The organism is Shewanella sp. (genome assembly GCF_041630135.1).
Classification (GTDB): Bacteria; Pseudomonadota; Gammaproteobacteria; order Enterobacterales; family Shewanellaceae; genus Shewanella.
In genome coordinates this window covers 1-25,820 of sequence record NZ_JBFKLW010000061.1, presented here as the reverse complement: position 1 = coordinate 25,820, position 25,820 = coordinate 1, and the positions used below count along the sequence as shown (strand labels likewise).

The following is a 25,820-nucleotide window of genomic DNA, read 5'->3' as shown; positions in this document are numbered from 1 at the left end:
TGGTGGGCATTTAGCCAGGGTGACAGCTCGGTTATCGGCATGGGGCGCGCAAATAAAAAGCCCTGCAAGAAGTGCACGCCAGCAGCGCTGAGGTACTCAGCCTGTGCCTGGGTTTCCACTCCTTCGGCCACAATCAGATATTCCAGCTTGTGCGATAAGGCAATGATGCTGTCCAGTACATGGGTGCTCATATCGTCACGGCCAATGGTGTCCACAAAGCACTTGTCTATTTTCAGATAATCCAGCGGCAGGGTTTGTAGCAGTGCCAGCGACGTTTGGCCGGTGCCGAAATCGTCGATGGCAATCAACACCCCCTGGCGGCGAAAGACTTCAATCTGGCTCGTGATGTCCGGCGCTATCAGGGTGCGCTCGGTGATCTCCAGCAGGGTTTGCACCCCTGCGGCCGATAGGCAGCGGTGCAGCTCGGCAAAATTGTTGCCACCACCCTGGGCGAGCTGAACCGCCGTCAGGTTGACACCAAGCTTGAAACCGTCGGGAAAGTGCAGCCCGGCAAAATCGGCCATGGCGAGGCTGAACACTCGCTCGGTAAGGGCCGGCATCAAACCATGCTCTTCGGCGAGGGGGATGAAAATGTCCGGCCTCACAGCGCCCAGATGCGGATGGCGCCAGCGCAGCAGCGTCTCAACCCCAGCCACTTCGCCTCGGGTCGTCAGTACCGGCTGGTACGCCAGATAAAACTCGTCCGCCGTTAGCCCACGCCTGATGTCATCTACCATTGAGCTTCGTCTTAACCGATATTTGCGCCACCATTGCCAACTCCCCAAACACAACAGCAGGCAAGCGGGCAGCAACAGTATCAGGTAGTGCCAGAAGTTTTTTTTGGCGTAATCCGGGTTGGATTTTAGCAGCAGGCGAATGCCGGGATGACTCGAGTGATATACCTCAAGCCCTGGTTTGATGTTCTGCAGGTTATTGTCAAATAATTGTATGTTGGCAATCGGCAGTTCAAGCGGCGTCTGAAATCCATCAAGCATCAGCTGGGCATCGACCACTGACACCACAGTACAATCGCGGCTATTGTCCCGGCCGACCACGACGATGGCGGGAGTGGCAGGTACGGCGGGGGTTCCGGGCACAACAAATACGGCCTCGTCGCTTAAGTTCCAGTGAGGCAAGACTTTTTCTCTGTGTTCGCTGATGCGGCCAAGTTTGGAGGAGCAGTAGAAGGTGTCCCCCTTAAGCAGCAGGCTGCCGCGAATATACTCTTTGAAGGCGGCCAGCTGCATTAATTGGTGGCAGTCGTCATCTGCGCTGTTGGTCAGCATGTGCTGATTGATATCTTTGGCTTCATCAATCAGCCCGGTCAGGCGTTTATTGGCAAATTCGGCCAGTACCTGAATATCCTGCCGGGCATCCTGCAATGCCAGCCAGGCACTCAGACCGGAGGCCAGCAGTGAGCAGCTGAGAAACCATAATGTCATAGCCCACCATGGGAGGGCGCGTTTTTTCGTGTGCACTAATGAATTGTCTGAAAAATGCTCTTCGAGTCGGCATTATAGTCAGACAGGGTTATCCGGCTGGTTACGCTTTGTATCAGAAGGGCATATTCCAATGCAGATCGGCTGGCATGGTGAGTGAAGAGGGGGACATTTTCCATTGATTTAAGGTGGCATCAAAGCGGCCAGCCTTAGAAAGCTTATACACAATGTGATTGAACTGTTTGACCTTTTCTTTTTGTTCCGGCCGGTCTTCAAAGGCCAGACAATATTGTATGCGTCCTGCGGCCGGTAAATATATCAGGGAGCCAATTTCTTCCCTGGCCGCATACCAGGCACCTACATCCCGGTTGACGAAATAGGCATCGAACCGACCCTTTTGGAGCATGCGAAGCGGCAGTTGATTTCCCTGTGGAAACTCAACGACTCGAAATGGCTTTTTGTCGTTGGTTAACAGCTGGTTGTTAAGCTTTAGCAGTTCGTAGTGGGTATTGGACGGTACAAAAACACCCACACTAAGCCCTTCCAGATCGGTCAGCGACTTTAGCTGTAATGGTGGCAGGGTGTAAAAACCGTATTCAGTTTCCAGCAGTGGCAGTGAAAATAACAGCTGCGTGGCACGTTCTTCATTCCAACCCATAAAAAGCGCATCAATGCTGCCTTGTGCCAACAATTGTTTTGCGCGTGGATTGGGAACAATGCTGAACTCGCAACCCTGGGGTAATTCATTGCAAACGATCCGCGCCAGCTCAACCAGGGCGCCTGTTGCTGTTTCATTTTCATTGAAGCTGAACGGGGCAAACTCATGAAAGCCTATTTTCAATGGTTGCGCTATTGCGACTGTGGGCAACGAGAAGCTCCAGAGCATCAAACCAAGGCGGCAGAAACATAGACTAAATGCGCGCATAGAACCCCGGGCTAACCATTTGAAATACGCTGTTCACAGCGAAAATATTGGACTGGGTTAAAAGTGGTTTTTTACTAAAAAACGCCATTCCCAGCTGTTAACGTGCTCACCGCGTTCAAAAGGGACAGTTAAATCTATGTGGGCCACATTGCCGTAACTTGAGCGGGAAGAGTAGATACGTGCGCCTATCCCTATAGAGCCGATAGGCCCTGATACTTCGTTTAAATCTGCTTCGGGACCACCAAAAGCATTACCCACATCGATAAAGGCGGCCCAACCCAGTTCGGCTAGCTGGTATAGATTGATATTAGGGTAATTTCGGATTTCTGCACTTAACAACCACTGATGGTCACCATGCTGGTAGTCGTTGGGATAACCGCGAAGACCGGTTTCATCCCCCAAAGCCAGGGTGGTGTCTGTGTAAGTATTGTTAGAGGTGCCCAGCACGGCTTTGCCGTAGGCCGTCCACTTTGGATTGATTTGATAGAAGTATTCGGCCACTCCCTGCAGCTGGAAGTTGTCTTTCTGGCTGGTATTAAAGGTGCCTCGTCCTTTCAGTGACAGCAGCAGCAAGCTGTCTTCGGTGGCAAAGCCGCGGGAAGACTTTACCCCTACATGGTAGCCGGGCATGTCACTCCGGGTGTCATTGGTTTCCAGTCCGAGAGTGAAATAGTGCTGCCAGCCCAGGTTAAAGTCTTCGTTGTAATTGATAAGGTGCACGTTGCGCAGTACCCGATAATCGTCCTGAATGTATTGCCAGCCAATCCAGGGATAGAGGAAGTCACGATCCTGAGGCAGCCCGGCTTCGGGGTAAGTGTTGGTTTTTTCAAAGCTGTGTTTATCTTCGGTGATGCCCACAATCCAACGGCTAAGGTGGCCATTTTTCTTGCTTGCCAGCCATCCATAGCGCAGGTTCAGGTATTCAAAGCTGTGTTCAAACTCATTCACATCCACCCCGTTCTGGCGCAGGGTGTCGATGCGCTGGGTGTCATTGTATTCGGCCGAATACATCAGCTTGCCGTCGAGAGTATAGAAGGGGCGTTCGAAATACACATGAGACGCCTGACCGTCGCTGTTATCGTAAAAATCAGCGGCGAAGGTGCCGTGGGGCACTATGGTTAAAGGCACATCAAAGGCGACTTTGTAGCCGGTTCTGTCCTGATCCGATTGGTACTTAAGCCGGGTACGAATACCTGTGCCAAGCAGGTTGTCTTCTTTGATGCCAAATGAATACTTGGTATCACCACCGCTGTGCCCCACACTGACCGTTGGCAGTAATGACCAGTTATCCCAGGTCTCAACTACCACATCTTTGTGGCCATTGGGCTCGTCTGCCTCGGGATCGGGTTGGGCAAATCTGATGGTGGCATCACGAAGATAGGGCTCGGCTCTGAGCAATCGTTGGGCTTCGTCCAAATCTTTTTGGTTGACCTTATCGGTTTCTTTAAAGCTGAGCAGGCTTTTTATCGTGCTCTCGGTTGTGTTGATATGAAGGAAGTTGGCCCAGCGATGAATAAAGAAGGCTTCGGGGTCTGATTCATCAAAAATAGGGTGGCTTATCACCAGAATTTTGCCGACTTTGCTGTCAGCTTTTTCCTGAGGCGCAGCAACCTTGTCCGGAGCTTCTGCGGCAGAGTGGCAATTTAAAGGCAGCAACAGCAACAAAGCGCCTTTAAGCCGAAGATCTGTAAACATATCTGCGCCTCACGTGTCGTGTTATCTACACTTCATTAACACTGTTGCGGCGGGGATAGTCAAGCCAGGTTTTGAATAAAACTTAAAACTTTACTTAAGCTTATATGAAATAAGGGGCTTTCAGTTGGATTCTGTCAGCCCATCGGATTAAAGGATCCTGCGTGGTGGAACCGCCACGTTGGCGAAGATAAGTCCGGCGATCAGTGACATAAAAATCAGAAAAATCTGTGAGCCAAGATGAGCCTGATTCAACATGGTTTCGCCTGAAATCAGCACATTTAGCCCTATGTAAGTTTTACTGCCCGGCACCAAAATCACTATCCCTTGCAGCAGGGCAATGGATGCCGGAGCCTTCATCCAGCGGGCAAACAGATTGGAGTAAATTCCCACTGCGAAGGCACCGATAAAAATACCTATAGAGTCACCCAAATAGATGCCGCCAGCCATGGCAGAGAAAAAGGCCACAATTCCTGCCAGAACCCCCCAGGGCGCATCCTTCATGCGGGCTTTGAAGATAATCACCAGTGCCATGGACAGAATCGGCACTGCCGACCATATTGCCGCCCTCGGCACAGTTTGAGATTCAATGTATATAGCCTCACCGAATAAGGCTTTCCCCACTACCATGCCAAGAATGGCGCCAAAATAGAGTTTAAACAGCAACATCACCGCATCCATTATGCGCATGGTGCCGGACATCAGATCCCGTGCAGCCAACTCGGCAAGGCCAAGAGTAAGCGCCAGACCCGGAACGAAGATGATGATACCTGAGAGGATAACCACCGGAATATTAATGCCCGGGTCGAACTGACTGATCCCTGTGGCAGCAAGGGCGCACAATATGGCGGCCAGAGGTTCCAGCATCTCCGCCATCCGCTTAGAGCGTTCGGCGCGGTACACCAGGGCGTAAACCATGAGTCCGAGCAGACCGGACCAGAATACATCGTTCCAGCCGCTGCCCATCAGCATGGCAAAGGCTGCTGCAGATGAGCCAAAGGCCAGCAGGGTCAGTATGGGGCCGTAGGGGTTGGGTTTGTTGATGATTTCTTCGAGCCGGTCCATGGCATCCTGCAGCGTGCGCTTGCCGCTGATAAGCTCATCTACCAGTTCATCGGTGCGGGCCAGTGAACCCAAATCCAGGTCGCCCGGTTTTACCCGTGCAACGTGGTTGTATTCCTGGTCGGCATCGTGTTGCAGCACAAAGGTCATCGAAGTTGGTGAGATCAGGAAGTAGCCCTCGATGCCAAGCATGCGCGAGACGTTCTGCAGGTGGCTTTCCAGCCGATATGCCGGGGTGCCGAACTTATGCAGTGCCTTTCCTAATTTAATGATAAAACGACGCTTTTCGATAAATTCTGCGTTGTCCACGCCTAGTTCTCTCGCCTTGTGTTCAATGAGCCGATTGTCTGTAATCAGGCGCGCGGATCATACCCCAGGTTGCAGTCAAAGGGTTAACGGGATTTAATGTCAATGCAAAGAATAATAGCCAGTTGGAGAATTTTATGCCGCTTTCGGTAAGCGCCCTGTATGTCAGTCTTTCTGCTCTGCTGATGTTGGTCTACGCCTGGGGGGTTGTGCGTATTCGTAAACGGGAAAAAATAGGCCTGGGATCAGGGGACAACAAGGCATTGGAAATTGCCATGCGGGTTCACGGTAATTTCCTGGAATATGCACCCATGTTTCTGCTGCTGTTGGCCTGCGCCGAAATGAATGGTCTCAATGCGCTGTTTTTGCATGCAATGGGTGCGGCGTGGCTGGTGGCCAGAGTGCTGCACGGCATTGGTCTGACGCATGGCCGTGGTGGTTACCATCCTGGCCGCTTTTACGGCACCCTTATCACCTGGGTGGTGATAAGTGTTGCGGCTGTGGTTAATCTGGTGTTGTGGGTACTTGCAGCCCCCGTGTAAAGACACCCGCAACAGTTGACAAAAAAACTCGGGCTTTGGTTGTTTTTTGGTCACACTTAAGGGCGGAGTCCTGTTATACTCCGCGCCCTTGAAATGCATCGCCTCAGGCGATGTCGGTTGTGATTTGAGTCGTCGGGTTTTGTCATGCGCGTTGAAGTCAGTCTTTTCAACTATCCAAAATATTGGGCCGAGTGTTACGGCACCGCTCCTTTTTTGCCCATGTCCCGTGCCGAAATGGACAAATTGGGCTGGGATAGCTGCGACATCATCATAGTGACCGGCGATGCCTACGTGGATCACCCAAGCTTTGGTATGGCGGTGATTGGCCGCATGCTGGAAGCCCAGGGCTACCGGGTCGGCATAATTTCCCAGCCCGATTGGTCCAGTAAAGACGACTTTATGAAGCTTGGCCGCCCCAACCTGTTCTTTGGGGTGACTGCGGGCAACATGGACTCAATGATCAACCGCTACACTGCCGATAAAAAGCTGCGCCACGACGACGCCTACACCCCCGGCGATGTGGGTGGCAAACGTCCTGACCGCGCCGTGACCGTGTATACCCAGCGCTGCAAAGAAGCCTTTAAAGAGGTTCCCGTGGTCATAGGCGGCATCGAGGCCAGTCTGCGCCGTATCGCCCACTATGATTATTGGTCCGATAAAGTGCGCCGCAGCGTGATATTTGATGCAAAAGCCGACATTCTGGTATACGGCAATGCCGAGAGACCATTGGTGGAAATTGCCCACCGTCTCGCCCGTGGCGAAGATGCCAGTGAGCTGACCGATGTGCGTGGTACTGCAGTCATCAGCAAAACCGCCATGCCCGGCTGGCGCGGCATGGATTCGCGTAAAATCGACCAGCTGCATAAAATCGACCCCATCCCCAACCCCTATGGTGCCGATGATGTGGGTTGTCAGAACCTCTCTGGCCCCAGCGATAAAAAAGTCTTTAACGAGCAAACCGCCCCTGATGGCGTGACCGTGGCCAAGCCTATCAGCATTCAGCCGCCCAAGCCGCGCCCCTGGGAGCAAACCTATGTGCTGCTGCCTGCCTTTGAGCGGGTGAGTGAAGACAGATACCTATACGCCCACGCTTCGCGGATTTTACATCAGGAGCAAAACCCCGGCTGCGCCCGCGCCCTGTTTCAGCCCCATGGCGACAGGGGTGTGTGGGTTAACCCGCCCGCCTGGCCGCTGTCCACCGAAGAGATGGATTCAGTATTCGACCTGCCATACCAGCGGGTACCGCATCCCGTGTACGGCAAGGAAAAAATCCCCGCCTACGACATGATTAAGACTTCCATCAATATCATGCGTGGCTGTTTTGGCGGCTGCTCTTTCTGCTCTATTACCGAGCACGAAGGCCGGATTATCCAGAGTCGTTCCCAGGAATCTATTGTTAAGGAAATCAAAGATATTCAGGCTAAGGTGCCTGGCTTTACCGGGGTAATTTCCGATCTCGGTGGCCCCACCGCCAACATGTACCGCTTGGGCTGTACCAGCGAAAAGGCTGAAAAGACCTGCCGCCGCCTGTCCTGTGTTTACCCCAGTATCTGTGGCCATTTGGGCACAGATCATCAGCACACCATCGACCTGTACCGCGCCGCCCGTGATGTGCCCGGTATCAAGAAGGTGCTGATTGCCTCAGGCGTGCGTTACGATCTGGCCATTGAAGACCCCCGCTATGTGAAGGAGCTGGCCAAGCACCATGTGGGCGGCTACCTGAAAATTGCCCCCGAGCATACCGAAGAAGGGCCGCTGTCGAAGATGATGAAGCCCGGCATGGGCGCTTACGACAAGTTTAAAGAGCTGTTCGACAAGTACTCGAAAGAGGCGGGCAAGGAGCAGTTCCTTATTCCTTACTTTATCTCGGCCCACCCGGGCACCACAGATGAAGACATGCTTAATCTGGCGCTGTGGCTCAAGGAGCGCAAGTTCAAGCTGGATCAGGTGCAGAACTTTTATCCATCGCCCATGGCCAATGCCACCACCATTTACCACACCGAGCTGAACTCGCTGAAAAACGTCAAGCACAGCAGCGAGCAGGTGCCAGTGCCCAAAAAGGGCCGCCAGCGCCGTTTGCACAAGGCGCTGCTGCGCTATCACGACAGCGCCGGTTGGCCGCTCATTCGTGAAGCCCTGATTGCCATGGGCAAGGAACACCTGATAGGCACCGGCCCCCAACATCTGGTGCCGCCGGAAGGCCGTGCCGAGCAGTGGGCGGGTAAGGGCAGCGGTAGCAAAGGTGGCAAGCCAAAGGCCGAGAAGGGCCAGCAGGCTTTTACCCGTTTCAGCGGTAATCAGTTTGACGACCGCAAGGGCGGCGAGAAAGGAAAGCCTCAGGGCAAGACTCAAGCCAAGGGTAAGACGCAGGGCGCTGCCAACGCCAATGGCAGTGCTCCGGGGAAAACACAGGGCACGTCTCAGGGTAAAGGCGGCAACAATGCCCGCCCCGGTGCCAAGCCAGTCTTTGGTAAACCTAATGCTGGTAAGTCCGGTGGCGGTAAGCCCAGTGGTGGCAGTTCGGCGCCCAAGGCGCGAAAGCCAGCATAACGCCCAATAAAAACGCCGCGATTCAGCGGCGTTTTTTATCCCATACTTTCCCTGCGCTACACCAGACCCATGCCCTTGCTCACAAGGGCGCTGAGATACAGACCAAGCCCAAAGACGGTGTGAGTTATCAGGCTGTGTGCCCGGGTACCCCAGGGATTTGGGGCGCGTGACGCGGCCATCCCCATACCCAGCGCCGGTTGCAGCAAAAAGAAAGGTGCAGCAACAGTGGCAAGGCCCAGTGCAACAGCAGGGCCCGCTGAAGGCTCGGTAAACCACTCTGCTCCGGCAAACGGCAGCAGCAGTCCGGCAAAAGTGATACCGATAGCGTAATGGGCGATCCAGCCAACCAGGGCCTCGCCTTGTTGTGACTCAGAGCTTGCTATTGGTCGATGAATAAAACGTCCTTTGGGTATCCACAGCAGCCAGCGGCCAAACATGGCGTAGTTCAGCGAAGGTACCCCAAATAGCCTGAGTCTGAGCAGTGCCCAGAGATCCATCATCAGGGTCGCACCCACGCCAATTATCAGTATCTGCAGCAAAAGTAGCATTCTTGTCTTCCGTCCTTGTGGTTAAGTAATCTGCAAGGTACAACTTCAAGTCAACTTGAGGTCAAGGGGATGTGATGGACATTTCGCAGGTAGCGAAGCAGTCGGGCGTGGCGGCTTCAAGGCTTAGATATTATGAGGAAAAGGGACTTATCCGCGCCATCGGCCGCGATGGCCTTAAGCGGGTGTTTTCGCCCGGCATTCTGGAACGCTTGGCCTTGATTGCACTGGGGCAGTCGGCGGGGTTTTCCCTGGAGGAAATTGCCGGCATGCTTGGCACAGAGGGTGTTCCTGAGATAGACAAAGCCAGGCTGGTGGAAAAGGCCGATGAACTGGATGGGCGCATCAAACGGCTTTGCGCCATGCGCGATGGCCTGAGGCATGCCGCCCAGTGCAGCGCCCCCAGTTATCTGGAATGTCCCAAGTTTCAGCGCCTGATGCAGCATGCTGCGAAAGCTGACAAAAAGCAGCGCCAGTCCGGGGCTGCCCGACAGAACAAGCCCCCGCGCTAACGCCAGCTTGTCTCACGACAGCGTTCGCAACCACGGCAGTCGTAAGCAAACTGCTTAGAGCCAGTAGCGTGGATAGTGGCGTTTGGGGTTGGAGGACAGATTGTTTATAACCAGCGCCACCAATAACAAGGCCAGCGATCCGAGCAGTACCGGGGTAATGGCATACAGATAGCCGAGGCGCTGCACGCTGTCTCCGCCAATCACGGCAATCAGCGCCGCAGCGCCCGCCGGTGGGTGCATGGTGCGGGTCAGGTGCATCACGGCAATGGCAAGCGATACCGCCAGCGCCGAGGCGAGCACCGGGTTATCGCCCGCAAGCTGCCACACTGTCACCCCAATCAGGGCTGAAAACAGGTTGCCAAATATCAGATTGCGGGGCTGGGAAAAGTCCGCCATGGGCGCACCGTACACCAATACCGCCGAGGCGCCAAAGGAGCCAATCACAAACATGTGCCCGGGCTCCACCGGTCCCATCCATTGCCCCAGATTGGCTACCAGATAAATGCCGACAAAGGCACCGAGCCAGGACCAGAGGATTTTTTTCATCGGCGGGCGCGGTGGACAGGCCGCCTTGGGCTTCATACGGCGTAAATAAAACTTCATTGACTGGTGTATCTCCCGAGGCGGATGGTTGGGTTGGAATTGGGCAACTGCTCAGCCTGCTTTGGCACTCTGTGCGGTTGCCAATATAAATACGGGCCGTCGATAGCGCCCACATGCGGCGGCGCCACCTTGTCATTTCCTGCGGTGGCTGTATTTGACGCTCATCAAATCGAAAACCTGTGGGGCTGGCGAGTCCGGCTTTGAAGTGGGCGGGGCTCAGGCACACAGGGATCATTTGGGTTCTCATATAGCGCTGTTAAGCCGTTATCTCGGCGCCAGCCGGTTGGCATTCATTGAGTGAGGTTAAATGTCATCGCCCTGGTAGCCAGTGAGAAAAAACTCCACCTTCCCACAGTCCTGGCAGGCATACATATCGAGGGCTTCTTTGCTGACGAAAAGCTCTCCCAGCTCGCCCAGTACGCCCCAACGGCTGCCCTCATGGAAGTCCTTTCTGCCGACGAAACGCAGGGGTGTATGGCAACGTAAACAAGTGATTGCAGCCTTTGGTGCAGGCGCTTCGCCATCACGGGGAGTATTACACTGCCAGCAGATTTCAAAGGCGTCGTCTTCCACCTTGGTGTGGCAATGTTTGCAAATCCAGGACATCAGGTTTCTCCTAAACCATTCTGAATTGATTCCGTGTCTGACTGACACAGAGCGGGGTCCAGCTTATCGCTGTCGAGCGCAGGCATGATAGCGGCTTGCTGATGCCCCCACCAGTTCAGGAGGACGCAGGCAACCGTTATGGTCAGGTAGAGTACAGGTTTGACATAGGCTTTGGCGCCTCGGACCACCAATGTGGGTTTATATACTTTCTCGCCCTCAGGGGGAAAGCGACCTTGCATCAGCCCCCTGATGGCCATCGGCACCAGAGTGAACAGCATGGGGATAAGCGCCAGTACCGGAATACCCACAAAGATGAGCTGCCAGAAATAGTCGGCACCATTCAGGCCGGCAAACTGATAGCAGTGGGGGCGATTGGCGAAGTCCTCGATAAATGGGTTGAACCACAACCTCTGGCCCATAATCAGCAGCAATCCAAGCAGCGAATACAGGCACACCCGCGTCCATTTCTCCCGCTTGGTGTATTCCTGTGCGTATTCCATGGCAGTCCCTTGCGGTTAAATCACGACTTGTCATCATCCAATAGCCGCGCCAGCTTTGCAAGTTTGGGGACTATATAAACCCGGCAAAATGGCCTGTCTGGGTCGGTTTGATAATAGTTCTGGTATTCGGCCGATGAGGCTTTAAAGCCTTCGAGGGGTAAAATTTGGGTGATAAGGGGCGCGGGGAATTCGTTGCCAAGCACAGTTAGTATCTTAGCCAGCCGTTGCTGCTGATTGTGGTTGTGGTTGAGATTATGATTGCGAAAATACAGCGCCGAGCGATATTTACCGCGCATGCTGTGTGCCTTGGTGGCGGAGTGAGTGTGCAGGTGCACCCGAACCAGCTCCGTCAGACTGATTTGCTCTGGGTTAAAGTGAACCGTCACTGCCTCTGACCATGCATCAGCGGGCGGGTTTGAGCGTGCCCAGCCCTGCTCGACCTTAATTACCCCACTCAGGCGTTGAAACACAGCCTCGGTGCACCAGTGGCAGCCACCTCCCAGCGTGATTTGGGCAAAGGCGCAGCCCGGCTGAGTTGCAGCAACATCTGCCGTTGGTTTATTTGGGTTCGAAGCGAGTGTTGAGTTGCAGCGTGTCTTTTGTGGCATAGAAACCCCCATGGTTTATTCAAAAGACCCGTAAAGCGTATTTTGGCTTTCGATCGCTCGCTTCTTTGGCCATGGCCACCATGGCGAGCAACAGGGGGAAGGTATTCTGGCAATACCACAAGGGCCGGCCCGCTTGTGGATTTGCAGCTTGCCTGCTTAACCGGCAGTTTGGCCAATTGCCGGAAAATCAGGGGTGTTACTGGAGCTGTGATATCAGTGTTTTGCTTCGGTGTGGGGTTGCACCGCGATGCGCTCGCGCTCATCCTGAGCTGAGGTTTGGCTGATGGGCTCTGGTGGTGCCAGCCTGTAGTCGAGTTGTACCTCAACGCCTTTACTGGCCTTGGGCTCGTATTGCCATTGGTTCAGCGCATCGATGGACACCTTATCGAACACGCCTTCGGGCTCTGATTTAAAAATCACGACATTGGATACAGTGCCCTTGGCATCGATATCGAACCTTGCCTGCACATAGCCTTCGATACCCTGTTTGGCGGCGTTAACAGGGTACTTGGGCTCAATCCGAACCACTGGTTTGCTGAGTTCGGCACTGTCGCCAGCCATGGCCGGAGCCTGAGCCCAAATACCGAGAGCGGCTACCAGTGCCAGTGGTGTCAGCAGTGATGCGGCGCTGAAGCCCTTGCTGTGTTTGAGTTGGATGAGTCTTTGTTTCATGGTGTGTTTATCTCCATAGTGGTGTGAAAGCGGCTGCCAACTCCGGGCAACCGTGGCGGCATTACCAATAAGCGCGCGGCCATAGGCAATGCGGTCGGCCTGGCTGAGTTCAATGGTGACATCGGCGTCGCAGGCCATTTCCTGATCCTGCCTGAAACGGCGATACGCCAGCAGGCACAGGGGGTTAAACCAGCACAGGCACAACAGCGCCAGCGCCAGTAAGTTGCAATGCAGATCGCCCCGGCGCCAATGGCTGAGCTCGTGGGCGAGGATAAGCTGCTGATCTTTATTGCTGAAACGCGCCTCAAAACCTTCAGGCAGCACAACAGTGGGGCGAAACACGCCAAACACAAAGGGGCCTTCGGCTTCGATGGAAGTCAGCAAACGCGCGCCTGTGCTTTTGGTGTCTGTGGCAGGTTTGGCGAGTCTGATGAGCTTTGTAAGGCGCAGTAAGCTTAAGCCGATAGCCGCGAGCGCAATCGAGAGGCCTGCAATATAAGCCGCGCTCAGCCAATCGGTATTGCTGGCGCCGTGGGAAAGCTCGCCCAGAGTGACTCTATAGGTTTCCATGGCGCTGTTACTGACGGGGCTTGCCATAGGCGCCAGCAGCGCCAGCAAGAGTACCGGCACACTCAGCCACAGGCCGTATTGGAAGCGGGCACCAAAGCGCTCCAGTACCCAGGGGCGCAGCAGCAGAAGCAGGGCCAGCAGCAGCGTCAGTGGCGGCGTGAGCCTGAGAATGAGCTCAATCATGCTTTTGCTCCTTCTCCCAGGCATCGATTAGCTGCTTAAGCTCGGCAACGTCCTCTTGGGTCAGCTTGTTGCTGCCCGCAAAGCCCGCCACCAGTGGTGCCAACTTGCCGCCAAACACCCGCTCGATAAAGCTCTGGCTCTCTTTACGCTGGTAGGAATGCTCCGCAAGCTTTGGGAAGTACAGATAGGCGCGGCCATCCTTTTCAAACCCCAGCGCGCCTTTATTAACCAGCCGGTTTATCAGGGTTTTGACAGTTTTTTCATGCCATTCGCCGCTTTGGTTAAGCGCCTCGACTATGTCGTTGGCGCTCAGAGGCGCTTGCTGCCACAGCACCTTAAGCACTTCCAGTTCGGTGGGGCTGATGTCTTTTAATTCGGGTTGGGTCATGGCGCTGCCTGTTTAATCAATTACACGTGTAATACTATTAATATTACAAACGTAATCACTATGGCAAGCATAATTTTTATGCGCCTGTGTTTTGCCAGGCTGTGGAAGCGGAACTGCCTGAAAAATCGGCTTGGACCACAGGTTGATGGTGAATTTATTATTGATTTTCAGTAGGCTGTATTTTTCTACGTATTCAGGGAATGAAGATGCTGAAGCCACTCGTGTATTGGTATGTACGAATCTTTGGAAGAAAAACGGATCATGATCCTGCCCTCGGCTACGGCCGAATAGCTGAGTTTGAGGGGTGGCTTCGCAATCGGGATTGGCCGCAGTTTGAAACCACATTTGATGCCGTCAGTCGGGGCGAGCAGGAAGTGCTGATTGGCTATTTTGCCGTTCAGTCCGACGCCGAACGCTGGTTTGGACCCTGGCTTCGTGCCTCGTCCAGCCCGATCCCAGCCCTGTTTGAGGGGCGACGTTTACTCCTTCGGGCCTGGAAAGAGCGCTCCGGCCTGACAATAGACTATCTGCCCCAAAGCGCGGTACGAAAATGGCAGCGCTGGGGGAATCAGGCCGTGAATGTGCTGCAGCACGCCAGGGATATCTCGCCCCAGGATATGCGGGTGCGACAAGAACTGTTGTGGGCCCAGGCCGCCACCGGGGATGCCTGGGTATTGGCCCAGGAGACCCTTGCCATGCTGTTTGAAAGTGAAACGGCAGATCTGCCGCTTGGCATGACTCTGATGCAAATTCTCAATGAAAAATGGTTTGGCGAGGATGAGTTAGACGAACAGGTGGCAAGGGCGCTGGCCGCCAGAAATCCCGCATACAACTCGCTGCTGGTCTCTGTATGGGTGGAGCGCTGGTTGAGTGCCATGCAGGAAGAAGTCCCATTCGCCGACCACTATTTTATGCAGGAGCATATTCTCGATGAGCTGCGCGCCTTGGCCATTACTGACACCAGCCTCTCCGGCGCTGACAAGTATCTCGCCAATATTGCGGCAAACTTCTATGCCTTTGCCTTTTTTAAGGGGCGCGAAAAAATGCTGGCCAGCAAATACCTGCTGCAGGTGAGGGACAAATACCTGCCAGAGCCCTGGCAATATGAAAGCTCGCCGCGAACGGCCATAAACAGTGCCAGGCGTTTTGCGAAATTGGGTAACTTAACGGGCTGACCCGGGAGCAAGCTTTGCGGTAAGCACATGGTCTTCCCATCGGCCGTTGATTTGAAGGTAGGCGCGGGCGAGGCCCTCTTTTTCAAAGCCGAGCCGCTTTAGCAGGGCGGCGGATCTGTGGTTGGATGGCATGTAGTTGGCCATTACCCTGTGTAATTTCAGCTCATCGAAGGCATAGGCAAGGGCAGCCTCACACAGCTGGCTGGCAAATCCCTTACCCTGCAGCGACTGGTCAATGCCATAGCCCAGATAACAGGCCTGAAACGGGCCGTGCACCTGATTGCTGAGGGTGGCCATGCCCCAAATATGTGCCGGGTCGGTCAGCACCAGATAACTGCAATTACTGGTTTCAACCAGCGATGCCTCAATGCGCTTCTGCCACTCGGCAGTGCTGTGATAATCCGCCGCCCGCAGCGGCTCCCATGGGGCAAGGTGCGCCCGGTTGCGGCTGAAATAGGCTTCAAGCATACATGCATCGTTAACGCTAATTAGCCGCACTACAGCCGTTTGGGCATCAAATACAGGTGCTTTGGCGGAGTGATGGCTGGCGTTATCAGATGGGCTGTGCATGGCGGGGTTCCGGTGGCGGGTAAAATTCAAGCATTCTTTCATTTTTTAAGATGTTACACTCGGGTAACAGTTTCACCAATCCCAGCAGGAGTCCGAATGGTCAATAATTGGCTGGCCGCGCTGACCCGATACCCACTGTTTTTAATGCTCGGCCTGGCGGCAATGGCGTTATTCAGTTTGTTGGATGGCGGGCCCTGGCTCAGTGCAAATCGATTGTTGTTATTTGTTGGCGTGACGCTGGGGGTGGCGGGCGCCCTGCTTTTGTTGGCCGCCGCAGGACTCTTTCGGCGGGTTGGCACCACGGTAGACCCAACCAAGTCGCCGGATGCGCTGGTGACCCATGGCCTGTATAGCTTCAGTCGTAACCCCATGTATCTTGGCATGTTATTGCTGCTGGTGGCTGAGGTGTGTTTATTGGGGCGGCCGCTGGCACTCTTATCTCCTGTGTGCTTTTTTGCGCTGATGAATGGCCAGCGCATTCCCGCCGAAGAGGCCATGGTGGAGGCGCGTTTTGGTGCTGCCTTCAGTGATTACAAAGCCCGGGTCAGACGCTGGCTTTAATGGTTATGGAAGTTGAAGGGGGAGGCGGGCAAAAAGCGCCACGGTAGTAAACCGTGGCGGAGAGGTTATGACCAAATCCATGTCGCCGATGGAAGTGAAGGTCGGAGACATTGCCCGGATGGCAATGCTCCGGGCTGGTGGTCATCAAGGCGTGCCTGGCACGCAATTTCCCTGTGATGGGGTTTAGAAGAAGTAGTTAATACCTACTGCAAATTGGTTGTCTTCCAGTGCTTCGAGTGACTTGTCGTCCATATCGGAGAAGTCGAGTTTGGCCTCGAAAAACATCACTGTATCCAGGCTGTATCTGTAGTGCATCCCTACCATGGCAAAGCGGCGGGTCCAGTTACCGCTGATGGGGGTGCTCTGGTCAGTGTCCAGATCCAGATATGTCAGCACTGCCATGGGCACAAAGCCACTATCATCCTGCCATGCCAGCATCAGCTCGGCGCCGGTGGCGTCGTACAGATCGCCATTTACCTGCTCGTTGTTTTCACTCTTATGGGCGTTGAAGCCCACATACAGTCCATCGGCCTTGCGCTCATCGGCATAGTGGTAGTAACTGCCGTACATGGCACCTATGCCAATGATTTGGTTGGCTTCGTCTATGTGGGTGTTACCTATATGGCCGGTAATGTCACCGCGGTTCACTCCCGCCAGCAGGCTGAGTTTATCGGTGACCGACCAGGTGACGGATGCGCCGTAGCTGTTGTCAAAACTCAGCTGGGCATTCTCAATCTGGTTGCCGTCGCTGTCGGTTACGCTGATATCGCCGTTGTTTTTTGCTGCATATTGCAGCGCAATGGACACAGGGCCAAAGCTGTTGCGGTACTGGAAGGCGCTGTCGGCGCGGCCGGTGCCGGTCAGGCCGCCATCGCCAAAGCCGTAGGCGCCCACGCTGTAACCGGCAAACACGTTGGGCAGGTCGGTGGTGCCAGCCACATCATAGTAAGCGCCCCACTGCTTGCCGAACGTCAGGCTGCCGTATTTATCGTGTGACAGGCCCACATAACCCAGGCGGTTATTGAGGAAGTCGCCGCTCTTTTCGGCATTGAGCTTGCCTCCCTGCATCACCAGATCTTCGTTGCCGGAAACGATATTCACGCCCCATTCGGTCACCGCATAAGCCCGCCAGCCGTTGCGCTCTTCCCGCTCGAAGGTAAAGCGCAGCTGCGACAGGTTGTCGTTCACCGCGGTTTCGTCGCCATCGTACAGCGCGTTGAAGCCAAGCCAGCCGGTGAGGCCGAGACTGTTTTTGTTGTCGTTGTATAGCTCCATGGCATTGACGGAAGAGGCGCCAATAAGCAGTGGCAGTAAGAGTGCCAATTGTGATTTTTTCATGATTCCACCTTTGAATTTCTTTGTTGTGGCCTCGCCCGGGACGAGGCCTTATGTTTGTTGTGTTCAGGCCTGTTGCAGGCGCAGTTCGTTTTTCTTGCTGATAACGCCGAACAGGGTCCAGCCGAAGAAGGTAGCAATGGAGCCCAGCATCACGGCGGTTTCGCCAGAGCTGTACAGGGCATAGAAGCTGTAGAGCGCGCCCATCACCGCCATGCAGTTGGCGATACGGGCCTTGCTGACCGGAATGTTCATCTGCTTTTGCATCACCCCAAGGGCGGCCATCGACAGGATGTAAGGGATGATGTTGGTGACCACTGCCAGGTTTACCAGGGCTTCAAACTGCTTGTTCAGTGATGGGCTGATGGTCATCAGACTCAGCACCGACTGGATGGAAACAATCGTCAGCATGCCGAGCACGGGGGCTTCGGCCTTGGTCACCTTGGAGAAGAGTTTGGGGAAGAAGCCTTCGTCAGCAGAGGCCTTGAACACCTGTGCAATGGTGAACTGCCAGCCCAGCAGTGAGCCGGTACAGCTGATGATGGCACAGGCCATGACGATGGCACCTATGGTGGGGTTAAACATCTGGGCAAAGGCCAGACCGAAAGGCGCGTTCGACAGTGCCAGTTCACCGTTTGGCACAATACCGGCAATCACGTTGGTGGAGACGATATAAATCAGTGCCGCGCCCAGGGTGCCGCCCATTACCGCGATGGGCACGTTCTTCTCTGGGTTTTCAACCGCTTCTGAGTTGGCGCAGGCTGATTCCAGCCCCAGGAATGCCCACAGGGTCATGGCAATGGAGCCGCCCAGCGCTTCGAAGAAGGGCAGATCGTGTGGATTCCAGGCTGACTTGTAGAGGTCAAAGTCAAACCAGAACCAACCAATAAGCGACACCCCAATCACCGGCAGAATAATGCCCCACACAGTGATGCTGGATACCTGACCCGTGATGCGGGCACCCCCAAAGTTGGCGACCGTGGCGAGCCAGAGCACGCCTATGGTGGCCAGACAGGTGGCGATGGGGCTCAGCTCCACGTCAAAGAGCACGGCGCCATAGCCCACCGCTGAGATGGCAATGGCCACGTTGGCAATCAGCAGCGACACTGCATAGGTGTAGTTGGCCATAAAGTTACCGCTGCGGCCGAAGGCGTATTCGGCGTAGCCGCCCATGCCGCCGGACTTTTTACTGAACATGCCGCACTTGGCAAAAGCGAAGGCCAGCGCCGTTGAGCCTGCGGCCGTAACCAGCCAGGACAATATCGAAATGGTACCCACCTGTGCCAGCTGGGTCGGCAGCATGATGATACCGGAGCCCATCATGTTGACTATGGTAAGAATGGTAAGTTGAACCACGCCTATCTTATTGTTTGATTTACTCATAATAGTGTCTCGATTCGTTATGGTTTTAGGGGGCGGCGTACCCTGCCGCCCCGTCGTTATCAGTGTTTAAGCACGTAACCCATGGCCTGAACCCGGCCGTTATCGGCGCGCTCCAGGTACACACCCTGCAGTTCGGGGGCGAAGCCCGGCAGCAGGTTGATACCTTCTTCGAGGGCCAGGAAATAGCGCTGCACCGCGCCGCCCCAGACTTCGCCGGGCACCATACAGAGCACGCCGGGTGGGTAAGGCAGGGCACCTTCGGCCGCGATTTGGCCTTCAATTTCACTGAGGGGCACCAGCTCGGCCTTGCCGCGCACAAAGGCGAGGTTGGCTTCCTGTGGATTCATCACCGCCTTGGGGAAGTGCGCCGCACGGAACATCTCTTTTTGCAGCTGCTTCACGTTGCGGCTGACATAGAGGTCGTGCATTTCCTGACACAGGCGACGGATGCTGTAGCCTTCATAGCGTTCACGATTGGCGCGATAAACGTTGGGGAGCACTTCACTTAAGGGCGCATCTTCGTCAATCAGCTTCTCGAAGCGGGCAATCTGGGTCACCAGATGCTGCATCTTGGCCATGTCCTCGGCGGGGGTCATGAGGAACAGGATGGAGTTAAGGTCACACTTCTCTGGGATGATGTTGTTTTCACGCAGGAAGTTGGCAAGGATGGTGGCCGGGATACCGAAGTTCTCGTACTCGCCGGTTTCGGCGTTGATGCCGGGAGTGGTGAGCAGGAACTTACAGGGGTCGACAAAGTACTGGCCCTTCTCGTAGCCCTCGAATGCGTGCCATTTCAGGCCCGGTTCGAACTCGAAGAAGCGCAGATCATCAGCCATTTTCTCGGTATCAAAGCTCTGCCAGGGCTCACCTTCTACCGTGGTTGGGATAAAGGGCTTGATGTACTTGCACTTTTTCAGCAGCAGCTTGCGGGCTTCGATACCGGCTTTCACCGCTTCGCGCCACAGATAACGGCCGCTGGCGCCTTCGTGCATCTTGGCGTTCACATCCAGCGCCGCAAACAGCGGATAGAAGGGGCTGGTGGAGGCATGCATCATAAAAGCGTTGTTGAAGCGCTTATGGTTGCAATAGCGCTGCTGACCCTTGATATGGCTGTCTTTTTTGTGGATTTGTGAGGTCTGAGAGAAACCGGCCTGCTGCTTGTGCACCGACTGGGTCACGAGAATGCCGGGATCCTCGGGGCCAAGTTCCAGCAGCAGCGGCGAGCAGTCTTTCATCATAGGGATGAATTGCTCGTAGCCTACCCAGGCCGAGTCAAACAGGATGTAGTCACACAGGTGGCCGATGCGGTCCACTACCTGACGGGCGTTGTAGATGGTGCCGTCATAGGTGCCAAGCTGGATGATGGCAAGGCGGAACGGGCGTGCTTCCTGCACCCGTTCGGGGGCTACCTTACCGATCTCGTCCCGAAGATAAGCTTCATCGAAACAGTGGGAGTCGATACCGCCGATAAAGCCAAAGGGGTTGCGGGCCGTTTCCAGATACACGGGGGTAGCACCGGCCTGAATTAAGGCACCGTGGTGGTTGGATTTGTGGTTGTTGCGGTCAAACAGTACCAGATCGCCGGGGGCGAGCAGCGCATTGCACACTACCTTGTTTGATGCCGAAGTGCCGTTAAGTACAAAGTAGGTTTTGTCGGCGTTATACACCTTGGCCGCATAGGCCTGGGCATCGTGGGGTGCGCCTTCGTGTATGAGCAGGTCGCCCAGCTTGACGTCGGCATTGCACATGTCCGAGCGGAACACGGTTTCGCCAAAGAAATCAAAGAACTGACGGCCAACGGGGTGTTTACGGAAGAACTGACCACCCTGGTGCCCCGGACAGGCAAAGGTGGAGTTACCCATCTCAACGTACTTTTTCAGGGTGCCGAAGAACGGCGGCAACAGGGATTCCTGATAGCGGCGCACCGCGGTTTCCACTTGCTTGCCGTAAAAGTCGGTTTTGGCGTTACAAAGCTCAAATACCCCGGTGATGGCATCACAAAAATCATCGGGGAAGGCTTCTTCACAGCACACTGAAACAAATATCGGCAAATTCAAACCGGTATTTTTAATTTTATCAACAATGCCATTATTTACGTCGGTAACAGAAACAACGGCGGCGCCTACATCACAAAAGTCTGTAGTTAATACATTGACAACTTCACGCTTGGTATCAAAACAAGAACGAACAGATAAGCTCGCTGCAATTTTTAATGAATTCATAATTAACCTGATTAATTTTGATTAGCCGGACCCCTGCCAATAATTTTTAATCGACATGGTAAATTCCGGGCAGCCGAACAGGTGCTGACAAAGACAGACTGCGAATTAATTAAAAGGCGCAGTGATTCCCTGACCGGGTCAGTCCAAGGCTGGCAGACAAATTTTAATTTTTATGCGAAAGACTCTCAGGCAACAGATAGCCCAAGGCGTCCGGCGAAGGCAGGATTAAAGCAGGAAGAAGAATGAATAGTCGAAGTAGTCGCGTTGCTCGGGCATCATGATATGCCTCGTTCGGCGAATATGCGCCATAATCTTTGATTTCTTTCTCATATACAACTCCATTACGAAAATAAAGAAACCAGTTAATGTTAAAGCCTCATTTGGCGAGGTGATTTTATCTGTGTAATAGTAAATATAATTTGAAGTGAATCATAAAAAATAAACTCCATTAATAAATGTAACCACCTGTAATTTTAGTAACTTTACTTAATAAATTATGTGAGCGTAATTAAAGTGCTGCTCATTTATTAAAATGGCTATTTCTGATATGCATGTTAATTTTGCTAAAGCAGATTAAAACCTGTATTTAGTCACATAGGGTGAATAATGCTTCAGGCTCACTGACAAGGTCTGGCATTTGGCGTACAGTAAATGTTCCGAAGGCAAAGGAGGCTGGCGATGGCAAACAGCGAATACAGTGACAGCAGCTTTTGGCAAAAAGTGAAGGATTTTGCCAAACAGGCTGGCAGAGAGGTGATTGAAAAGGCACTCTGGCTCTATTACGCCGCCCAGCGCCCTGAGACACCAACCTGGGCCAAAACTATCATTTTTGGTGCTCTGGGTTATTTTATTACTCCCCTGGATGCGATTCCTGATCTGACGCCATTGTTGGGTTTTACCGACGATTTAGGGGCGTTGGCTGCGGCGCTGACCATGGTGGCCGTGTATATTGATGATGACACCCGTACCAAGGCCGCTGGCAAGTTGGATGACTGGTTCGGTAATGATGAGTCAAAAGATTGATTTTTAAATACTAATTTATGATTATCACTAAGACGGAAAATATTCTTACATCGACTATTCCGGTTTTTCGATCGTGGCGATATAGTGTCGCCACGCTGAAGCCAGCAGTCCTGCCGGGAAACTCAATGATGCTTTTTTCACCACCAGCCAACACGGCCAAGCCCTCTGGACGGGGGACCCATGCGTAAACAGCAACTGGAATTTACCTATATGCGTGCCATCGCCATTTTATGGATTGTGGCCGGTCACAGCATTTATAACTCAAGCCAGGGATTTCCTCTGGGATTAGAAAACGTGCTGCGGGGCGGCACGGCACTGTTTGTGTTTATCTCCGGCTATTTTTACCACCGTATTTTTCATCCGCGGATGGTTTATAAAGAGTTTATGGGCAGCAAGATCCGAAACGTATTGTTGCCCTTTGTGGTGGTGTCACTGGTGGGGCTTGCCATGTTGGCGACTCAGTGGAGCCTGATGTATGGCAGACCCCTGACTGAAGTGGCCAAGGGCATCTACTACACGGTTCGTAATGGGTATGTGCTTTATCCCCATTGGTATATCCCCTTTATCATGGCGGTGTTTGCCATATCGCCGGTTTTTTCAGCTTATATTGGTACGAGTAAGGCGTTTCGCTGGCTGATCTTGCTGTTAACCTGTGTCATAGCCGTACTGATCCACAGACCCATTGGCAATATCAATGTGTTGCATTCGGTCGTTTACTTTACCCCTTTTTATCTGATGGGCATTCTTTACTCGGCCCATGAAGAATGGCTTAAAGCCAGAATAGTGCCTTTGTTATGGGCCGCCTTGGTGGTGGCCATATTTAGTCTTTGGATGCAAACCTCAGTACAGGGGCATGTGGGCAACTATCACAAAGAAGCGCTTGTTTGGGGCGGTATTGACTGGCAGTTTGTGCAAAAGTTCAGCTTGGTTATCTTAGCTGTCGGCCTGTGCCTGTGGTTGTCACAACGATCGTTGACCGATGCAACGCAGAAAAGCCTCAATGCACTGGCTGAAATGAGTTTCGCCATTTTCTTTATCCATCCGCTGTTTTCCATCATATTCAGTGTTATTACAGGTTTGCTGCGCTTTAAACTCGCGCCCGGCAACATGTGGGCCAGCCTGGGACTGTCGATGGGGATTTTTGTTTTCTTGCTGTGTGGCAGCGTCATAACAGCCAGAGCCATTAAGGCCTGGTTGGGTGATAAATCCCGCAGTTATATAGGCTGGTAGCCTGGTTACGGGCACGAAGGCGCCTTAAGGTTGAGTTCACTCTCGGTTGGTAGGCTGTTTTTTTCTCCAGGGGAATAACTATGGATTCCAAATTTTTCCTCCTGCCTTGTGTGCTGCTGGCCAGCATCAGCGCATGTGCAGAATCGCCACAGCAGCAGTTTTTCGACGGTCTCAGCTCGCTGTGTGGTAAGGCTTTTGAAGGCAAGGTCACCCAAGGGGATGCCAGTGATGAAGCCTTTGCCGCCTCAAGGCTGGTGATGCATGTGCGTGAATGCAGCGAGAATCAAATCAAGGTGCCTTTTCATGTAGGTGAAGACAGATCCCGTACCTGGGTGATCAGTAAAACCGATTTCGGACTCAGGCTTAAGCATGACCATCGCCACAAAGACGGCAGTGAAGACAAGGTTACCCAATATGGCGGTGATACCCGGGAAGCGGGGAGTCCTGAGTGGCAACAGTTTCCGGTAGATGCCTATTCCATTGCCAATTTCAGGGAAAATGGTTTGCATAAGTCAGTTACCAATGTCTGGCATTTGGGGTTGAGTAAACAAAGTTTCAGTTATCGCTTAACCCGTGAAAACCGCGATTTTCTGGTGGAATTTGATTTGACCCGTCCCGTTGAGTTGCCTCCCGCTCCCTGGGGTCATAAATAGTTTCTGGGCGGCAATCGTGCAGTAAAAAGGCGACTCAAAGGTCGCCTTTTTGCTGAAGGTGTTCGACAGAATTTACTTACCTTCGAAGGTAAAGGATTGTCCGGCCAGGGCTGCCTCAAACATCAAGCCGCCTTTGGCGGCGGTAAACACTGTCATGCCATTGATATAGGCTGCGGTGGCATTTTGGGCGCCACCTGCCTGACCTGCTCCGGCTGAGTTACCCGTGGTGCCGGCCTGGGCATTGGCACCCACATTAATGGCCACCGCAGACGCCTGACCGCTGAATTCGAAGCTGCCGCTGGTAAATTCTTGCAGTGCCTTTTCATCTTTGAAAAAGATGATTTCACTGTAGGCCTGGCCACCCAACTGAAAACCAATGGATACCTGGGTCATGCTGGAGTCGCCCACATAGGCGCCCTGACGATAGACCCGGCCCTTGCCGTAAGCAGCGCCAATGCCGATCCCCCCTTTGCCGATGGTGGGAAACAGTGCATAACCATAGGCGCTGTTGAAAAATTTGTGGGTTTCGCTGGCTTGTCTGAAGGTGGCCAGTGCGTCCTGATACTTGGCGTCATCCCCTGCTGCAGTGGCAGGCCCTACCCCTGTCAGCATCAGTGCGACAAGCAGCAACGTCTTCAATGATTTCATGGTGCTCTCCTAAATCGGGTGGCATGGTTGACAGACACCAGCATAGGCTCAGCTCTAAAAAAGTGAATAGCCTTTAGTAAAAAAGCGTCCCGAAGGACGCCTTTTTGCGCAAATGTCAGTCAAGGTTAAGGTTCAATTCCCAAAACATAGTAATTAAACCATTTAAGATCCCATTCCATTTTGGCCTTGCGGTGCTGATATTTGGAAAGCCCATGCCCTTCACCGGGGTAGACCACCAGCTCCACCGGCACACCCAGATAGTTGTGCAGTGCCCGGTACAGCCCCTGGGCATGTCCAAGGGGAACCCGGGCGTCCTTCTCACCGATATGGATCAGGGTTGGGGTTTTTATCTTATTGGCGTGAGTCAGGGATGAGCCGTGGGTATAAGCATCGGCCTTTTCCCATGGCAGGCCTTCCATAAAATTCACCACATGGCCCGGGGTGTCTTCCAGCATCCACTGCAAGCGCTGATCAAATACACCGGCGCCGGAGCTTGCCGCCTTGAAGCGGTCTGTGGTGCTGATCAGGGCGTTGGTAAGATAGCCGCCATTGGACCAGCCCATCACCGCCATTTTGTCACCGTCGACAATGCCGTCTGCAATCAGTTTATCGACGCCGGACAGAATGTCTTTTACTTCGATATCGTGTTCCTTGCCCACCAGGTCGGTAAGGAACTTATCGCCATAGCCGGTGGAACCACGATAATTGGGTGACAACAGTGCCCATCCCCGGGCCGGAAAGCTGGCACGGCCATAGCTTCGATGTTGCAGTGCATAGGGAGTGGCAGCGGTGGGGCCGCCGTGGATTTGCACTACCAGTGGCAGCTTGCCTTTGGATTTATCCCAGCCAAAGGGCAGTTCCAGAATGCCTTCGACCTCGGTGCCATCGGGTGCCTGCCACTTATAGATGCTGATTTGTGGCAGTTGCCAGTCAGCACTCTGAGGGTTGATATTGGTCAGGCGCTTTGGTGTGGCCTTATTGGCATCTGCATCGGCCACAAACAAATCACTGAAGTGTGTCAGTCCATTGTGACTGAAGGCCACACGCTGGCCGCGGTGGTCAAAGCTGTAGCTGCCAATCACCAGCTCACCGTTTGCGACGGTACGGGTGCTTCCTTGTTTGAGGTCTTTGATTTCGCTGCAAAAAAGTTTTACCAATGCGGCGTCGGCACCCAGGTAGCAAATTTCATTGCTGTTGGCGCGCCAACTGATATCGGCACCGTTCAAAGTCACTCTGCCGGGGCGGGTGAGCTCCATCTGGCCCTTACCTTGGGTATTGACCACAAACAGTCGGCCGGGATGGCCGTCGAAGTCGATG

Annotated in this window: 27 protein-coding genes; 9 read left to right on the top strand and 18 right to left on the bottom strand. The window is 53.7% G+C overall.

Features of this window, described 5'->3' with window-relative positions; all coding sequences use genetic code 11:
• The 4 genes from ABYK60_RS14935 to ABYK60_RS14920 all read right to left on the bottom strand — a co-directional run.
• Positions 1–1,442: EAL domain-containing protein (locus ABYK60_RS14935; RefSeq protein ID WP_372872817.1), on the bottom strand; the 1,442-nt coding region annotated here is incomplete at its 3' end.
• Positions 1,443–1,554: 112 nt separating this feature from the next.
• On the bottom strand, positions 1,555–2,307 hold the full coding sequence (locus tag ABYK60_RS14930; RefSeq protein WP_372872816.1) for a substrate-binding periplasmic protein: 753 nt from the start codon (positions 2,305–2,307) through the stop codon (positions 1,555–1,557).
• A 114-nt stretch (positions 2,308–2,421) separates the two neighbouring features.
• A complete protein-coding gene (locus ABYK60_RS14925) occupies positions 2,422–4,059 on the bottom strand; it encodes a hypothetical protein (RefSeq protein ID WP_372872815.1) in 1,638 nt (545 codons plus the stop codon).
• A gap of 147 nt (positions 4,060–4,206) precedes the next feature.
• Positions 4,207–5,427, bottom strand: a complete 1,221-nt coding sequence (locus tag ABYK60_RS14920) for a threonine/serine exporter ThrE family protein (RefSeq protein WP_372872814.1) — start codon at positions 5,425–5,427, stop codon at positions 4,207–4,209.
• A gap of 134 nt (positions 5,428–5,561) precedes the next feature.
• Here ABYK60_RS14920 and ABYK60_RS14915 point away from each other — a divergent pair, with 134 nt between their 5' ends.
• Together ABYK60_RS14915 and ABYK60_RS14910 are read left to right on the top strand one after the other, a co-directional pair.
• Positions 5,562–5,966 (top strand): MAPEG family protein, encoded by a 405-nt coding sequence (locus ABYK60_RS14915; RefSeq protein ID WP_372872813.1) that lies wholly within the window; start codon positions 5,562–5,564, stop codon positions 5,964–5,966.
• Positions 5,967–6,110: 144 nt separating this feature from the next.
• Positions 6,111–8,516 carry a YgiQ family radical SAM protein gene (locus ABYK60_RS14910; RefSeq protein WP_372872812.1) on the top strand — a complete coding sequence of 802 codons (2,406 nt, stop codon included), beginning with the start codon at positions 6,111–6,113 and terminating at the stop codon, positions 8,514–8,516.
• A 56-nt stretch (positions 8,517–8,572) separates the two neighbouring features.
• Here ABYK60_RS14910 and ABYK60_RS14905 read toward each other — a convergent pair whose 3' ends face one another.
• Positions 8,573–9,064: a DUF2938 domain-containing protein gene (locus tag ABYK60_RS14905; protein ID WP_372872811.1), complete on the bottom strand. Its 492-nt coding sequence runs from the start codon at positions 9,062–9,064 to the stop codon at positions 8,573–8,575.
• A gap of 74 nt (positions 9,065–9,138) precedes the next feature.
• Here ABYK60_RS14905 and ABYK60_RS14900 point away from each other — a divergent pair, with 74 nt between their 5' ends.
• Positions 9,139–9,573, top strand: a complete 435-nt coding sequence (locus tag ABYK60_RS14900) for a helix-turn-helix domain-containing protein (RefSeq protein WP_372872810.1) — start codon at positions 9,139–9,141, stop codon at positions 9,571–9,573.
• Between the two features lie 54 nt (positions 9,574–9,627).
• Here the strand turns inward: ABYK60_RS14900 and ABYK60_RS14895 are convergent, their stop codons facing one another.
• On the bottom strand, positions 9,628–10,176 hold the full coding sequence (locus tag ABYK60_RS14895; protein WP_372872809.1) for an HPP family protein: 549 nt from the start codon (positions 10,174–10,176) through the stop codon (positions 9,628–9,630).
• A gap of 154 nt (positions 10,177–10,330) precedes the next feature.
• On the opposite strand from ABYK60_RS14895, the gene ABYK60_RS14890 reads away from it, so the two are divergent.
• Positions 10,331–10,477: a hypothetical protein gene (locus ABYK60_RS14890; protein ID WP_372872808.1), complete on the top strand. Its 147-nt coding sequence runs from the start codon at positions 10,331–10,333 to the stop codon at positions 10,475–10,477.
• A 2-nt stretch (positions 10,478–10,479) separates the two neighbouring features.
• Here the strand turns inward: ABYK60_RS14890 and ABYK60_RS14885 are convergent, their stop codons facing one another.
• The 5 genes from ABYK60_RS14885 to ABYK60_RS14865 form a co-directional block, all read right to left on the bottom strand.
• Positions 10,480–10,782, bottom strand: a complete 303-nt coding sequence (locus ABYK60_RS14885) for a hypothetical protein (RefSeq protein ID WP_011761452.1) — start codon at positions 10,780–10,782, stop codon at positions 10,480–10,482.
• Positions 10,782–11,282: a hypothetical protein gene (locus tag ABYK60_RS14880; protein WP_372872807.1), complete on the bottom strand. Its 501-nt coding sequence runs from the start codon at positions 11,280–11,282 to the stop codon at positions 10,782–10,784. The genes ABYK60_RS14885 and ABYK60_RS14880 overlap by 1 nt, the downstream gene beginning before the upstream one ends.
• A gap of 20 nt (positions 11,283–11,302) precedes the next feature.
• Complete coding sequence (locus tag ABYK60_RS14875; RefSeq protein ID WP_372872806.1) at positions 11,303–11,890, bottom strand: peptide-methionine (S)-S-oxide reductase; 588 nt, start codon at positions 11,888–11,890, stop codon at positions 11,303–11,305.
• Between the two features lie 213 nt (positions 11,891–12,103).
• A complete protein-coding gene (locus ABYK60_RS14870) occupies positions 12,104–13,315 on the bottom strand; it encodes a TonB family protein (RefSeq protein WP_372872805.1) in 1,212 nt (403 codons plus the stop codon).
• Complete coding sequence (locus ABYK60_RS14865; RefSeq protein ID WP_126168517.1) at positions 13,308–13,703, bottom strand: BlaI/MecI/CopY family transcriptional regulator; 396 nt, start codon at positions 13,701–13,703, stop codon at positions 13,308–13,310. Before ABYK60_RS14865 ends, ABYK60_RS14870 begins: the two co-directional genes overlap by 8 nt.
• 206 nt (positions 13,704–13,909) lie before the next feature.
• Here ABYK60_RS14865 and ABYK60_RS14860 point away from each other — a divergent pair, with 206 nt between their 5' ends.
• On the top strand, positions 13,910–14,878 hold the full coding sequence (locus ABYK60_RS14860) for a hypothetical protein (RefSeq protein WP_372872804.1): 969 nt from the start codon (positions 13,910–13,912) through the stop codon (positions 14,876–14,878).
• On the opposite strand, the gene ABYK60_RS14855 is transcribed toward ABYK60_RS14860, so the two are convergent.
• Positions 14,867–15,448, bottom strand: a complete 582-nt coding sequence (locus tag ABYK60_RS14855) for a GNAT family N-acetyltransferase (protein WP_372872803.1) — start codon at positions 15,446–15,448, stop codon at positions 14,867–14,869. The genes ABYK60_RS14860 and ABYK60_RS14855 overlap by 12 nt on opposite strands.
• A gap of 96 nt (positions 15,449–15,544) precedes the next feature.
• Between ABYK60_RS14855 and ABYK60_RS14850 the strand changes: the two genes are divergently transcribed.
• Positions 15,545–16,009, top strand: a complete 465-nt coding sequence (locus ABYK60_RS14850) for an isoprenylcysteine carboxylmethyltransferase family protein (RefSeq protein WP_372872801.1) — start codon at positions 15,545–15,547, stop codon at positions 16,007–16,009.
• 183 nt (positions 16,010–16,192) lie between these two features.
• Here the strand turns inward: ABYK60_RS14850 and ABYK60_RS14845 are convergent, their stop codons facing one another.
• From ABYK60_RS14845 to speFL, 4 genes are all read right to left on the bottom strand, one after another.
• Positions 16,193–17,347 (bottom strand): porin, encoded by a 1,155-nt coding sequence (locus tag ABYK60_RS14845; RefSeq protein ID WP_372872800.1) that lies wholly within the window; start codon positions 17,345–17,347, stop codon positions 16,193–16,195.
• A gap of 63 nt (positions 17,348–17,410) precedes the next feature.
• The gene (gene potE / locus ABYK60_RS14840; protein WP_372872799.1) at positions 17,411–18,727 is read right to left on the bottom strand and encodes a putrescine-ornithine antiporter; all 1,317 of its coding nucleotides are present in this window, start codon (positions 18,725–18,727) and stop codon (positions 17,411–17,413) included.
• A gap of 59 nt (positions 18,728–18,786) precedes the next feature.
• Positions 18,787–20,949, bottom strand: coding sequence for an ornithine decarboxylase SpeF (gene speF / locus ABYK60_RS14835; protein ID WP_372872798.1), 2,163 nt, complete (start codon positions 20,947–20,949; stop codon positions 18,787–18,789).
• A gap of 225 nt (positions 20,950–21,174) precedes the next feature.
• The gene (gene speFL / locus ABYK60_RS14830) at positions 21,175–21,279 is read right to left on the bottom strand and encodes a leader peptide SpeFL (protein WP_011761440.1); all 105 of its coding nucleotides are present in this window, start codon (positions 21,277–21,279) and stop codon (positions 21,175–21,177) included.
• A 348-nt stretch (positions 21,280–21,627) separates the two neighbouring features.
• Here speFL and ABYK60_RS14825 point away from each other — a divergent pair, with 348 nt between their 5' ends.
• The 3 genes from ABYK60_RS14825 (at position 21,628) to ABYK60_RS14815 (ending at position 23,855) form a co-directional block, all read left to right on the top strand.
• Entirely contained in the window at positions 21,628–21,972 is a 345-nt protein-coding gene (locus ABYK60_RS14825) for a YkvA family protein (RefSeq protein ID WP_372872797.1), read from the top strand.
• A 180-nt stretch (positions 21,973–22,152) separates the two neighbouring features.
• Entirely contained in the window at positions 22,153–23,202 is a 1,050-nt protein-coding gene (locus tag ABYK60_RS14820; RefSeq protein WP_372872796.1) for an acyltransferase, read from the top strand.
• 80 nt (positions 23,203–23,282) lie between these two features.
• Positions 23,283–23,855 carry a hypothetical protein gene (locus ABYK60_RS14815; protein ID WP_372872795.1) on the top strand — a complete coding sequence of 191 codons (573 nt, stop codon included), beginning with the start codon at positions 23,283–23,285 and terminating at the stop codon, positions 23,853–23,855.
• A gap of 72 nt (positions 23,856–23,927) precedes the next feature.
• Here the strand turns inward: ABYK60_RS14815 and ABYK60_RS14810 are convergent, their stop codons facing one another.
• Both ABYK60_RS14810 and ABYK60_RS14805 read right to left on the bottom strand, forming a co-directional pair.
• A complete protein-coding gene (locus tag ABYK60_RS14810) occupies positions 23,928–24,467 on the bottom strand; it encodes a YSC84-related protein (RefSeq protein ID WP_372872818.1) in 540 nt (179 codons plus the stop codon).
• 161 nt (positions 24,468–24,628) lie between these two features.
• On the bottom strand, positions 24,629–25,820 hold a 1,192-nt coding region (locus ABYK60_RS14805; protein WP_372872794.1), incomplete at its 5' end, for an alpha/beta hydrolase family protein.

Coding starts and splice junctions, on each gene's coding strand:
- ABYK60_RS14925 (WP_372872815.1), bottom strand. CDS start 4,059: ATGTTTACAGATCTTCGGCTTAAAGGCGCTTTGTTGCTGTTGCTGCCT.
- ABYK60_RS14915 (WP_372872813.1), top strand. CDS start 5,562: ATGCCGCTTTCGGTAAGCGCCCTGTATGTCAGTCTTTCTGCTCTGCTG.
- ABYK60_RS14910 (WP_372872812.1), top strand. CDS start 6,111: ATGCGCGTTGAAGTCAGTCTTTTCAACTATCCAAAATATTGGGCCGAG.
- ABYK60_RS14905 (WP_372872811.1), bottom strand. CDS start 9,064: ATGCTACTTTTGCTGCAGATACTGATAATTGGCGTGGGTGCGACCCTG.
- ABYK60_RS14900 (WP_372872810.1), top strand. CDS start 9,139: ATGGACATTTCGCAGGTAGCGAAGCAGTCGGGCGTGGCGGCTTCAAGG.
- ABYK60_RS14895 (WP_372872809.1), bottom strand. CDS start 10,176: ATGAAGTTTTATTTACGCCGTATGAAGCCCAAGGCGGCCTGTCCACCG.
- ABYK60_RS14885 (WP_011761452.1), bottom strand. CDS start 10,782: ATGTCCTGGATTTGCAAACATTGCCACACCAAGGTGGAAGACGACGCC.
- ABYK60_RS14880 (WP_372872807.1), bottom strand. CDS start 11,282: ATGGAATACGCACAGGAATACACCAAGCGGGAGAAATGGACGCGGGTG.
- ABYK60_RS14875 (WP_372872806.1), bottom strand. CDS start 11,890: ATGCCACAAAAGACACGCTGCAACTCAACACTCGCTTCGAACCCAAAT.
- ABYK60_RS14870 (WP_372872805.1), bottom strand. CDS start 13,315: ATGATTGAGCTCATTCTCAGGCTCACGCCGCCACTGACGCTGCTGCTG.
- ABYK60_RS14865 (WP_126168517.1), bottom strand. CDS start 13,703: ATGACCCAACCCGAATTAAAAGACATCAGCCCCACCGAACTGGAAGTG.
- ABYK60_RS14860 (WP_372872804.1), top strand. CDS start 13,910: ATGCTGAAGCCACTCGTGTATTGGTATGTACGAATCTTTGGAAGAAAA.
- ABYK60_RS14855 (WP_372872803.1), bottom strand. CDS start 15,448: ATGCACAGCCCATCTGATAACGCCAGCCATCACTCCGCCAAAGCACCT.
- ABYK60_RS14850 (WP_372872801.1), top strand. CDS start 15,545: ATGGTCAATAATTGGCTGGCCGCGCTGACCCGATACCCACTGTTTTTA.
- ABYK60_RS14845 (WP_372872800.1), bottom strand. CDS start 17,347: ATGAAAAAATCACAATTGGCACTCTTACTGCCACTGCTTATTGGCGCC.
- potE (WP_372872799.1), bottom strand. CDS start 18,727: ATGAGTAAATCAAACAATAAGATAGGCGTGGTTCAACTTACCATTCTT.
- speF (WP_372872798.1), bottom strand. CDS start 20,949: ATGAATTCATTAAAAATTGCAGCGAGCTTATCTGTTCGTTCTTGTTTT.
- speFL (WP_011761440.1), bottom strand. CDS start 21,279: ATGAGAAAGAAATCAAAGATTATGGCGCATATTCGCCGAACGAGGCAT.
- ABYK60_RS14825 (WP_372872797.1), top strand. CDS start 21,628: ATGGCAAACAGCGAATACAGTGACAGCAGCTTTTGGCAAAAAGTGAAG.
- ABYK60_RS14820 (WP_372872796.1), top strand. CDS start 22,153: ATGCGTAAACAGCAACTGGAATTTACCTATATGCGTGCCATCGCCATT.
- ABYK60_RS14815 (WP_372872795.1), top strand. CDS start 23,283: ATGGATTCCAAATTTTTCCTCCTGCCTTGTGTGCTGCTGGCCAGCATC.
- ABYK60_RS14810 (WP_372872818.1), bottom strand. CDS start 24,467: ATGCTGACAGGGGTAGGGCCTGCCACTGCAGCAGGGGATGACGCCAAG.